An 11,374-nucleotide genomic window follows, 5' to 3' on the forward strand; every position below is an offset into this window, starting at 1 on the left:
GCTTTCCCTACCGTTTGCGACCAGAACGCGACATTACACTCCGTTCACCGCAGTTAATTCATCCTGCCCACTCCGTTCAGTCAGATCATTTTTCTTCACCACCGCTTTGAGCGCTTCATAACGGAACTTATAGGTGTTGTCGGCTGATACCAGTTCCAGAACATGGAACTTTTCCAGTTGCTGACGCGTCTGCTCATTCGGGCACAACAAATACACCTCACAATCTGCGTCCTGAGCATCTTTGATCGCATTTTCCAGCGCCAATCCGACGGTCACGTCGATCATGGGCACATCGGTCAGATCGAGGATCATCGCGTCATAATCGGCAATGCTGGCATGTTGACGAGAAATCGCTTTGGAGACACTGAAAATCATCGGCCCGGACAGGTAGAAAAACAGCACTTTTCCGTTGGCTCTGTCCAGCAGCGCCCGCTCGCTGTCCGTCAGTGGCACATCATCGTCATCGGCATCACTGATTGCTTTCACCTGACGTGCCTGTTCACGGCTCAGGCGCTCAATGATGAGGATATTGGAAATAAACACGCCCAGACCAACAGCGGCAATCAGATCGACGAATACCGTCAGCAGCATAACGCCGTACATGATCGCCATCCCCTGAACACTCACCCGGTGCGCCCGTTGAATAAAGCTCCAGTCGAGGATATTGAAACCAACATACACTGCGATGCCCGCCAAAACGGCCATCGGGATCGGTTCGGTTAACCCGCCAGCCACCAACACCACCAGCGCCAATACCAACGCCCGCACCACGCCAGAGAGAGGCGAACGCGCGCCCACCTGAATATTGGTCACTGTGCCCATGGTTGCGCCCGCCCCCGGCAGCGCGCCAAACAGACCAGAGATCATATTGGCCAGCCCCTGACCTCGCAGCTCTTTGTCTGAGTCGTGCTCTTTGCGTGTCAGTGAGTCACCGATCACCGCCGTCAACAGGGTATCAATGCATCCGAGTGTACCGAGCACCAGCGCGTCAATCACCATGGTGGTAAATGTTGAGGCATCAATGGTCGGGATCACGAGCGAAGGCAACCCGCTGGGGATCTCTCCAATACGACGAATCGCATCGCTGTCAAACACCACCACCGACAATAGCGTCACGGCCACCAGTGCGACCAGCTGAGCTGGTACATAGCGGCGGTATTTCGGCGGAAAGAAAAACAAAATAGCGAGTGTCAGCACGCCCAGAAACAACTCACTGAACTTCATATTGGCGACAATCTCTGGCAACGCCGACAAGGTTCCCATCACCCCGCCGGCGGGCGCTGCCTGCCCAAGCAGCGGCGACAGTTGCAGGATAACAAGTATGACCCCGATACCCGACATAAAGCCGGAAATCACGCTGTATGGCATCAAGGTGACGTACTTACCCAGCTTGAGCGTTCCGAGCAGGATCTGAAAAGCGCCGGCCATCATCACCACAGTGAATGTCATCGCCATCCCGGATTCCGGATAGCGTGCCACCATGCTGGTCAGCACCGCGGTCATGATCACCGTCATTGGCCCGGTAGGCTCTGAAATCAGCGTTGATGAGCCCCCAAACAATGACGCAAACAGCCCCACCATAATGGCCCCCCACAGACCGGCTTCCGCCCCGGCTCCTGAGGCCACCCCAAAAGCCAGAGCCAGCGGCAGGGAAATGATCGCGGTGGTAACACCACCAAACAGATCACCTTTAATGTTCATATCCTCAAATCGACTTCCAAACACGACTAAACTCCCAGAGGAAAAGAAAAAATCGCAATACGCTAACAAAGCGGCGCAGAAGATGCAGCCGTTTATCTAGATCAGAGTGGTATTGACTTATAACTGATAGTTATCTTAGTGCGTAAGAATATGATATTTCAGCCATGTAAGACGTCAGAGGAGTCGGAATTGACCGAATTTTTTCGAGCCTGAAATTGTAACATTGTGTATATTGGAAACAGATTTTTAGGGAAGTGTTAAGATGCCGGAAATTAAACAGCTTTTTGAAAACAACTCCAAGTGGTCTGAATCGATTAAATCAGAGCGCCCGGAGTACTTTACCCAACTCGCCGAAGGACAAAAGCCGGACTTCTTGTGGATAGGATGTTCTGACAGCCGCGTCCCGGCTGAACGCCTGACGGGTTTGTATTCCGGCGAACTGTTTGTTCACCGTAACGTGGCGAACCAGGTCATTCATACCGATCTCAACTGTCTGTCCGTGGTGCAGTACGCGGTCGACGTGCTCAAAGTCAAACACATTATCGTGTGCGGCCACTATGGCTGTGGTGGGGTGAATGCAGCGATCGACAACCCGCAGCTGGGATTGATCAACAACTGGCTGCTGCACATTCGCGATCTGTACTTCAAACACCGTGAATACCTTGACGCCATGCCGGCGGAAGATCGGGCTGACAAGCTCGGCGAAATCAACGTCGCGGAACAAGTGAACAATCTTGGTAATTCCACCATCATGCAGAATGCCTGGGAACGCGGGCAGGACGTGGAAATCCACGGCGTGGTGTACGGAATTGGCGACGGTAAACTCGAATATCTGGGCGTGCGCTCCAGCTCACGTGAGGCGATCGAAGCGTCTTACCAGAAAGCCATGGAAACCATTTTGAACCCAGAGCACAAACTTTTGTGTCGTTAAGGCCTGAGTTTGGCTATAAAAAATGCCCGTCTGAGACGGGCATTTTTTTATTCCTGAGGCACCACTTTGCCGATGTAAGGCAAATGACGGTATTTCTGGGCGTAATCAATCCCAACCCCTACGACAAACTCATCCGGAATTTCAAAACCAATCCATTTCACGTCCACGTTGACTTCGCGACGGGATGGCTTATCCAGCAGCGTACAGATCTGAATCGAGTTTGGCTCGCGAAGAGACAGAATCTCTTTGACCTTATTAAGCGTGTTGCCCGTATCGATGATGTCTTCCACCAGCAGAATATCTTTCCCTTTGATGTCATCATCCAGGTCTTTCAGGATACGAACGTCACGCGTGCTCTCCATCGCGTTGCCATAGCTTGAGGCCGTCATAAAGTCGACCTGATGCGTCAGTTCAATCGCGCGAGCAAGGTCAGCCATAAAGACAAACGAGCCACGGAGCAAACCAACCAGAACCAGATCCTCACTGCCGTTGTAGAATTCGGTGATTTCCTTGCCTAACTGACGAACGCGATCCTGAACTTCCTGCTCAGAGATCATGACTTCAACTGTGTGTTTCATACCAATCTCGTTTCTTCGGGTGGTCGCAGTGTCGTAACGCAAACGATTCCACTGCTGAATTGACTTGGCGCGTATCTTATCATCCCTGCGCAAGTTAGTTAAATGATTCGCCAAAATCGGCAAACTTGCACGATGAAGTGAATAGGTCTGCACATTTTTCGCTATCTTGGTTACTAATTCATCACAAATCATTGACCTATGAGATATGCACCAGTACACTCATTGAGCTGTAAGCAAATTATAAAATAAACAATAGGGCATAAGCCCACACTACAACTCAATTGGCAAGGATAACAATATGGATTCTATAGCGAAAAGACCGCGTACGCGCTTATCGCCGCAAAAGCGTAAACTTCAACTGATGGAAATCGCCCTTGAGGTTTTCGCCCGACGCGGGATTGGTCGCGGCGGCCACGCGGACATCGCTGAAATCGCACAGGTTTCAGTCGCAACGGTATTCAACTACTTCCCAACCCGTGAAGATCTGGTAGACGACGTTCTTACTCACGTCGTACGTCAGTTCTCCAACTTCCTGACCGAAAATATCGATCTGGATATTCACGCCAAAGAAAACCTTCGTAATCTGACCACATCGATGATCACTCTGGTTGCTGAAGATTGTCATTGGCTGAAAGTCTGGTTCGAATGGAGCGCATCCACCCGTGATGAAGTCTGGCCGCTGTTTGTGTCGTCTAACCGCACCAACCAGCTACTGGTTCAGAACATGTTCGCTAAGGCGATCGAGCGTGGTGAAGTCTGTGATCAACACAGTCCGGAAGATCTAGCAAACCTGTTCCAGGGTATCTGCTACTCACTGTTTGTTCAGGCTAACCGTGCCAAGAACAAAGATGAGCTGGAAAAACTGGTTCAGAGTTATCTGGATATGCTGTGCATTTACAAGCATCAGTAAACGGGTAACCCAAGCGGTAAAGGTCGTGATATTCACGGCCTTTTTTGTTGCCCGGCGCTCAGAGCTTGTTAATCAACAGATATAAAAAAACCGCTGACTCGTCAGCGGTTTTTTTGCTAGTGGCTCAGCGAATTATTTTTTCTTCTTCGCTTTTGCGTTTGGCAGGTCAGTGATCGTACCTTCAAAGACTTCCGCTGCCAGACCCACTGACTCATGCAGAGTCGGGTGAGCGTGGATCGTCAGAGCGATGTCTTCGGCATCACAGCCCATTTCAATCGCCAGACCGATTTCACCCAGCAGTTCACCGCCATTTGTACCGACGATAGCACCACCGATCACACGGTGGGTGTCTTTATCGAAGATCAGCTTAGTCATACCATCAGCACAATCAGAGGCGATAGCACGGCCAGACGCTGCCCACGGGAAAGTCGCCGTTTCGTAGTTGATGCCTTCCGCTTTCGCTTCTTTCTCAGTCTTACCTACCCATGCGACTTCTGGCTCAGTGTACGCAATTGAAGGAATCACTTTAGGATCGAAGTAGTGTTTCTTACCTGCAATCACTTCGGCCGCTACGTGGCCTTCGTGCACACCTTTGTGCGCCAGCATTGGCTGACCCACGATATCACCGATAGCAAAGATATGTGGTACGTTAGTGCGCATTTGCTTATCAACATTGATGAAGCCACGCTCGTCCACTTCCAGACCCGCTTTTTCCGCGTCCAGCAGTTTACCGTTAGGTACACGGCCAATAGCAACCAGAACAGCATCGTAACGCTCGGCTTCAGCTGGCGCTTTCTTGCCTTCCATGGAAACGTAGATACCGTCTTCTTTCGCTTCAACTGCGGTTACTTTGGTTTCCAGCATCAGGTTAAACTTGTCTTTGATGCGCTTGGTGTACACCTTAACGATGTCTTTATCCGCGGCAGGAATCACCTGATCGAACATTTCGACCACATCAATCTGTGAACCCAGAGAGTGGTAAACCGTGCCCATTTCCAGACCGATGATACCACCGCCCATGATCAGCAGTTTTCCTGGTACTTCTTTCAGCTCAAGTGCATCCGTAGAGTCCCAGATACGTGGGTCTTCATGCGGGATAAATGGCAGTTTGATTGGACGAGAACCCGCCGCGACAATCGCGTTGTCAAAGTTGACGACCGTCTTACCGTCTTCACCTTCCACTTCAATCGTGTTAGGACCAGTAAATTTACCGAAGCCGTTAACCACATTCACTTTACGCATCTTAGCCATGCCGCCAAGACCGCCAGTCAGTTGGTTAATTACTTTTTCTTTCCACAGACGAACTTTATCGATGTCAGTCTGAGGTTCACCAAATACGATGCCGTGATCAGCAAGTGCTTTTGCTTCTTCAATAACTTTTGCTACGTGAAGCAGTGCTTTAGATGGGATACAACCCACGTTTAGACACACACCACCAAGAGTGCTGTAACGCTCGATAAGAACAGTGTCCAGACCTAGGTCTGCACAACGGAAAGCAGCGGAGTAACCAGCAGGACCGGCACCAAGTACTACTACCTGGGCTTTAATTTCTTTGCTCATTTTGACCTCTTGTAGTCATTATCCCTAACAGGCTGAGTGGGGTATTGATTTTATATGTTTAAGAGTGGTTCGTTTTAAACAGATGCTTTTTCAGACCGCCAACAGTTTACAGAGTTGTTAATGGTGTGAAAAGTAAATCAATTTAGCCTGTGAGCTGTACAACAATTCAATTTGGAAAAGCGATTTCTTAACTGAATTGTCAGATATTTCTATTAGCAGAGGCGGCTAATGCCGCCTCTGATGGATGCCAATTCTATTACAGAACCAGACGACGGATATCGCTCAGACAACCGTTCAGGTAAGTGATGAAGCGCGCACCTTCCGCACCATCGATCACACGGTGGTCGTATGATAGAGACAGTGGAAGCTGTAGACGCGGTTCGAACTCTTTACCATTCCATACCGGCTTCATCTCTGACTTAGACACACCCAGGATACCCACTTCTGGCGCGTTTACGATTGGCGTAAACGCAGTACCGCCGATGCCGCCCAGGCTCGAGATTGTGAAACAGCCGCCTTGCATGTCAGCCGCAGTTAGCTTGCCTGCACGAGCTTTCTTAGAAACAGCCATTAGCTCTTCAGATAGCTCGTAGATGCCTTTCTTGTTCACGTCTTTAAATACAGGAACAACCAGACCGTTTGGCGTATCTACCGCGATACCAACGTTCACGTATTTCTTCAGAATTAGGCTCTCACCGTCTTCTGATAGAGAAGAGTTGAACGCAGGGAACGCTTCAAGCGCTTTAGCAACAGCTTTCATGATGAACACTAGTGGCGTGATCTTCATGCCAGTGTCTTTCTTCGCTTCAATCGCGTTTTGCTCTTTACGGAATGCTTCAAGAGCCGTGATGTCTGCATTATCCCACTGTGTAACGTGCGGGATCATTACCCAGTTACGGTGTAGGTTAGCACCAGAAATCTTCTTAATGCGAGATAGCGGTTGAACTTCTGTCTCACCGAACTTGCTGAAGTCCACTTTTGGCCATGGTAGTAGACCAAGAGCGGCACCGTCGCCTTTGCCAGATGCTGCTGCACCAGACTCTAGACGCTTAAGCGCTTCTTTAACGTAGTTCTGAACGTCTTCTTTCAGGATACGGCTCTTACGACCGCTGCCTTTAACCTTGGAAAGGTTTACGCCGAACTCACGAGCTAGACGACGAACAACCGGAGACGCGTGAGCGTACTCGTCGTTCTCTTTGAAATCGCCTGTTGCTGCTGCCGCTGGAGCTTCTGCTTTAGGAGCCGGAGCTGCTGGTGCTGCTGCTTGAGCTGGAGCCGCTGGAGCTGCGCCCGCTACTTCGCCTTCCGTTGTAGAGAAAATCATGATTAGTGAGCCAGTAGACACTTTGTCGCCAGCTGCAATCTTGATTTCTTTAACCGTACCAGCGAATGGTGCCGGCACTTCCATAGACGCTTTGTCGCCTTCAACAGTGATCAGAGATTGCTCTTCTTCCACTGTATCGCCAACGGCTACCATGATTTCAGTCACTTCTACTTCATCGCCACCGATATCTGGAACGTTAACTTCTTTCGCTGCAGATGCTGCTGGAGCTGCTGCCGCTGGTGCTTCTACTGCCGCAGGAGCTGCTGCTGGAGCACCTGAACCTGCTACTTCGAATACCATGATTAGAGAGCCAGTCGATACTTTATCGCCTGCTGCTACTTTGATCTCTTTAAGCGTACCTGCGAATGGTGCAGGCACTTCCATAGAAGCTTTGTCGCCTTCTACCGTGATCAGAGATTGCTCTTCTTCGATGCTGTCGCCGATTGCTACCATGATTTCAGTAACTTCAACTTCGTCACCACCGATATCTGGTACGTGAACTTCTTTCAGTTCTGCCGCTGCTGCTGGAGCTGGAGCTGCTTCCGCTGCAGGAGCAGGCGCAGCTTCAGCTGCACCCTCGGCTTCGACATTTTCTTCAACGAATAGCATGATTAGAGAACCAGTAGAAACCTTGTCGCCTTCTGCAACTTTGATTTCTTTAACGATACCCGCTTGAGAAGCAGGCACTTCCATAGAAGCTTTATCGCCTTCAACAGTGATCAGAGACTGCTCTTCTTCAACCTTGTCGCCAACGCTTACAAGAATCTCAGTAACTTCAACCTCATCCGCACCGATGTCTGGTACATTAATTTCGATTGCCATTTCTTATCTACCTTCTTAATTAAGCGTATAGCGGGTTTGTTTTTTCAGTGTCGATGTCGAATTTCTTAATTGCTTCAGCAATTACAGACTTCTCAACTTCGCCACGTTTCGCTAGTTCAGTTAGCGCTGCTACGACTACGTAACCTGCGTTCACTTCGAAGTGACGACGTAGGTTTTCACGGCTGTCTGAGCGACCGAAGCCATCAGTACCAAGAACTTTGAAAGATTCAGCAGGGATGAATGCACGAACCTGCTCTGCGTAGTTCTTCATGTAGTCAGTTGCTGCGATAGCTGGCTCAGTACCCATTACTGTTTGAATGTATGGTACTTGCGCTTCCGCTTCTGGGTGTAGCATGTTGTAACGCTCTGCCGCTTGACCGTCGCGAGTTACTTCGTTGAATGACGTTACAGAGTAAACGTCAGATGCAACACCGTACTCATCGCTCAGGATCTGAGCTGCTTTACGTACTTCGTTCATGATAGTACCAGAGCTCATTAGCTGAACTTTACCTTTAGAACCCGTGTAAGTTTCCAGCTTGTAGATACCCTTACGAATGCCTTCTTCAGCGCCTTCTGGCATTGCTGGCATTGCGTAGTTCTCGTTCATTAGCGTTAGGTAGTAGAACACGTTCTCTTGCTCACCGTACATGCGACGGATACCGTCTTGCATGATGACCGCTACTTCGTAAGCGAATGTCGGATCGTAAGAGATACAGTTAGGAACTGTACCCGCCATGATGTGCGAGTGACCATCTTCGTGCTGCAGACCTTCACCGTTCAGAGTGGTACGACCAGCCGTTGCACCCAGCAGGAAACCTCGTGCTTGTTGGTCACCTGCCATCCACGCCATGTCGCCAACACGTTGGAAACCGAACATAGAGTAGTAGATGTAGAACGGAATCATTGGCAGGTCGTTTGTCGAGTATGAAGTTGCTGCTGCAACCCATGAAGACATAGCACCTAGCTCGTTGATACCTTCTTGCAGAACCTGACCTGAAGTCGCTTCTTTGTAGTAAGAAACCACGCCACGGTCTTCTGGTGTGTAAGTCTGGCCGTGCGGGTTGTAAATACCGATTTGACGGAATAGACCTTCCATACCGAATGTACGTGCTTCGTCCGCAATGATAGGAACAATGTTCTGACCAATGTTCTTATTCTTAAGCAGAACGTTCAGTGAACGTACGAATGCCATCGTAGAAGAGATGTCACGCTTCTGCTCTTCTAGCAGAGGTTTGAACTCTTCTAGCTCAGGGATCACTAGTTCTTGAGTGAACTTAGGTAGACGCTGAGGCGTGTAGCCGTGTAGCGCTTTACGACGAGCGTGTAGGTATTCGTACTCTTTTGAACCTTCTTCAAGTTTCAGGTACGGAAGCTCTTTCACTGCTTCGTCAGTTAGAAGATCTTGTAGGCCTAGACGATCACGCAGGTGTAGTACGTGAGTCATGTCCATCTTCTTAACTTGGTGCGCGATGTTCTTACCTTCAGCCGCATCACCCATGCCGTAACCTTTAACCGTCTTAGCCAAGATAACCGTTGGACGGCCTTTAGTGTCTGCCGCGTTTTTGTATGCCGCGTATAGCTTAGAAGACTCGTGACCACCGCGCTTAAGTGCGAAGATTTCGTCGTCAGTCATGTCAGCAACGAGTGCCGCTGTTTCTGGGTACTTACCGAAGAAGTGCTCACGTACGTATGCACCATCTTTCGCTTTGAACGTTTGGTAATCGCCATCGATGGTTTCGTTCATAAGCTGTAGAAGCTTACCAGTGGTATCTTTCGCTAGTAGTGAATCCCAGTTGTTACCCCAGATTACTTTCACTACGTTCCAGCCAGCACCTTTGAACAGACCTTCAAGTTCTTGAATGATCTTACCGTTACCCATGACAGGGCCGTCTAGACGCTGAAGGTTACAGTTGATTAGGAAACACAGGTTGTCTAGCTTCTCACGCGCAGCGAAAGAGATAGCACCACGTGATTCTGGCTCATCCATCTCACCGTCACCCAGGAACGCGTATACGCGCTGCTCAGAAGTATCTTTCAGGCCACGGCCTTCTAGGTACTTAAGGAAACGAGCCTGGTAGATAGAAGCGATTGGACCCAGACCCATAGATACGGTTGGGAACTGCCAGAATTCCGGCATCAGTTTAGGGTGTGGGTATGACGGGATACCTTTACCATCGACTTCTTGACGGAAGTTATCTAGCTGCTCTTCAGTTAGACGGCCTTCAACGAATGCACGAGCGTAGATGCCAGGCGAGATGTGACCTTGGTAGTAAACTAGGTCGCCACCATCCTTCTCGTTTGGCGCACGGAAGAAATGGTTGAAACATGTTTCGTAGAATGCAGCAGAAGACTGGAAAGACGCCATGTGGCCGCCCAGCTCAAGGTCTTTCTTAGATGCACGCAGAACGATCATGATTGCGTTCCAGCGGATGATGGAACGAATACGACGCTCAAGTGTAGTGTCACCTGGGTATGCAGGTTCTTGATCTGCTGGAATCGTGTTGATGTAGTTCGTCGTGATTCCAGTTGGCATGTCAACACCGTCCAGACGTGCTTTGTCCAGAACTTGCTCTAGTAGGAACTGAGCACGTTCTAGACCTTCTTCACGTACTACTGACTCAAGGGCGGCTAGCCATTCTTGAGTTTCCAGTGCATCTACGTCATGCTTCATATCAGACATGGCGATCTATCCTTCTGTTGGTTGGATCTATTAAACTTGCAAATCGTCGTTATGAGTCATTGCCCTGTTGCATCCGACGCAGAGAACGCTCGCGACGAGACTCTTCCCGGGTCAGATCCAACAATGTTTCTTCAATGTAAGCTAAGTGCGAATGAGACATTTCACGCGCCTTTTCAGGCTGTCCGGCAACGATCGCATCCACGATATTAGCTCTGTGTTTACTTACTTTCTCCACCGCTTCAGGGCGGCGACGTAATAGCTTAAAATTCTGCAGAATATTTTGCTCCAGCAACGGAGCCAAGCTGCGAACGATGTGCAGCAGCACCACGTTATGGGCCGCTTCCGTCAGGGCAATCAAAAATTGCATGACTTCCGCCGCTTCATCTTCCAGGTTCTTGCTCGACTGGGCGTTACTGATCCGCTCCAGACAGTGCTGGATACGCGCAAAATCTTCTTCGGTACCACGCAATGCTGCGAAATAGGCTGAGATTCCTTCCATCGCGTGGCGCGTTTCCAGTAAATCCAGCTGAGTTTCAGAGTGGCTAGACAATAAATTTAGCAGAGGATCTGAAAAGCTCTGCCAAATGTTCTCGCTGACAAAGGTGCCACCGCCCTGACGACGGGTCAGGAGACGTTTGGCTTCTAGGCGTTGAATGGCTTCCCGGACGGATGGACGAGACACGTCGAACTGTTTTGCCAGCTCGCGCTCCGGTGGCAGTTGTTGCCCAGGAGAGAGTGTTCCTTCCACAATCAGCCGTTCTAACTCCTGTTCAATCACATCAGAAAGCTTAGGCTGACGAATCCTTTGATAAGCCATAATTTATTGTTCTTCTACTCTTGCAGGTAATTGGTAATACCAATTTTAAAT

Annotated in this window: 8 protein-coding genes; 2 read left to right on the forward strand and 6 right to left on the reverse strand. The window is 49.6% G+C overall.

Annotation, left to right across the window (positions count from 1 at the left end; genetic code table 11):
• Positions 1–33 precede the first annotated feature (33 nt).
• On the reverse strand, positions 34–1,725 hold the full coding sequence (locus CAG65_RS03495) for a SulP family inorganic anion transporter (protein WP_161452207.1): 1,692 nt from the start codon (positions 1,723–1,725) through the stop codon (positions 34–36).
• Between the two features lie 238 nt (positions 1,726–1,963).
• On the opposite strand from CAG65_RS03495, the gene can reads away from it, so the two are divergent.
• On the forward strand, positions 1,964–2,632 hold the full coding sequence (gene can, locus CAG65_RS03500; RefSeq protein WP_021705741.1) for a carbonate dehydratase: 669 nt from the start codon (positions 1,964–1,966) through the stop codon (positions 2,630–2,632).
• 47 nt (positions 2,633–2,679) lie between these two features.
• Here can and hpt read toward each other — a convergent pair whose 3' ends face one another.
• Positions 2,680–3,210 carry a hypoxanthine phosphoribosyltransferase gene (gene hpt / locus CAG65_RS03505; protein WP_021705742.1) on the reverse strand — a complete coding sequence of 177 codons (531 nt, stop codon included), beginning with the start codon at positions 3,208–3,210 and terminating at the stop codon, positions 2,680–2,682.
• Positions 3,211–3,508: 298 nt separating this feature from the next.
• On the opposite strand from hpt, the gene CAG65_RS03510 reads away from it, so the two are divergent.
• Complete coding sequence (locus CAG65_RS03510; RefSeq protein ID WP_021705743.1) at positions 3,509–4,120, forward strand: LuxR/HapR/OpaR family quorum-sensing transcriptional regulator; 612 nt, start codon at positions 3,509–3,511, stop codon at positions 4,118–4,120.
• Positions 4,121–4,252: 132 nt separating this feature from the next.
• Here the strand turns inward: CAG65_RS03510 and lpdA are convergent, their stop codons facing one another.
• The 4 genes from lpdA to pdhR form a co-directional block, all read right to left on the reverse strand.
• Complete coding sequence (gene lpdA, locus CAG65_RS03515) at positions 4,253–5,680, reverse strand: dihydrolipoyl dehydrogenase (protein ID WP_021705744.1); 1,428 nt, start codon at positions 5,678–5,680, stop codon at positions 4,253–4,255.
• A 256-nt stretch (positions 5,681–5,936) separates the two neighbouring features.
• Positions 5,937–7,826: a pyruvate dehydrogenase complex dihydrolipoyllysine-residue acetyltransferase gene (aceF, locus tag CAG65_RS03520; RefSeq protein WP_161452209.1), complete on the reverse strand. Its 1,890-nt coding sequence runs from the start codon at positions 7,824–7,826 to the stop codon at positions 5,937–5,939.
• Positions 7,827–7,845: 19 nt separating this feature from the next.
• Positions 7,846–10,506, reverse strand: a complete 2,661-nt coding sequence (gene aceE / locus CAG65_RS03525) for a pyruvate dehydrogenase (acetyl-transferring), homodimeric type (RefSeq protein WP_021705746.1) — start codon at positions 10,504–10,506, stop codon at positions 7,846–7,848.
• A gap of 49 nt (positions 10,507–10,555) precedes the next feature.
• Positions 10,556–11,323 carry a pyruvate dehydrogenase complex transcriptional repressor PdhR gene (gene pdhR / locus CAG65_RS03530; RefSeq protein WP_021705747.1) on the reverse strand — a complete coding sequence of 256 codons (768 nt, stop codon included), beginning with the start codon at positions 11,321–11,323 and terminating at the stop codon, positions 10,556–10,558.
• Positions 11,324–11,374: the final 51 nt, after the last annotated feature.

The organism is Vibrio sp. V39_P1S14PM300 (assembly GCF_009904765.1).
Taxonomy (GTDB): domain Bacteria; phylum Pseudomonadota; class Gammaproteobacteria; order Enterobacterales; family Vibrionaceae; genus Vibrio; species Vibrio proteolyticus.

Bases quoted from the DNA above. Each gene is read 5' to 3' on its own strand.
- can (WP_021705741.1), top strand. From the start codon at position 1,964: ATGCCGGAAATTAAACAGCTTTTTGAAAACAACTCCAAGTGGTCTGAA.
- hpt (WP_021705742.1), bottom strand. From the start codon at position 3,210: ATGAAACACACAGTTGAAGTCATGATCTCTGAGCAGGAAGTTCAGGAT.
- CAG65_RS03510 (WP_021705743.1), top strand. From the start codon at position 3,509: ATGGATTCTATAGCGAAAAGACCGCGTACGCGCTTATCGCCGCAAAAG.
- lpdA (WP_021705744.1), bottom strand. From the start codon at position 5,680: ATGAGCAAAGAAATTAAAGCCCAGGTAGTAGTACTTGGTGCCGGTCCT.
- aceF (WP_161452209.1), bottom strand. From the start codon at position 7,826: ATGGCAATCGAAATTAATGTACCAGACATCGGTGCGGATGAGGTTGAA.
- aceE (WP_021705746.1), bottom strand. From the start codon at position 10,506: ATGTCTGATATGAAGCATGACGTAGATGCACTGGAAACTCAAGAATGG.
- pdhR (WP_021705747.1), bottom strand. From the start codon at position 11,323: ATGGCTTATCAAAGGATTCGTCAGCCTAAGCTTTCTGATGTGATTGAA.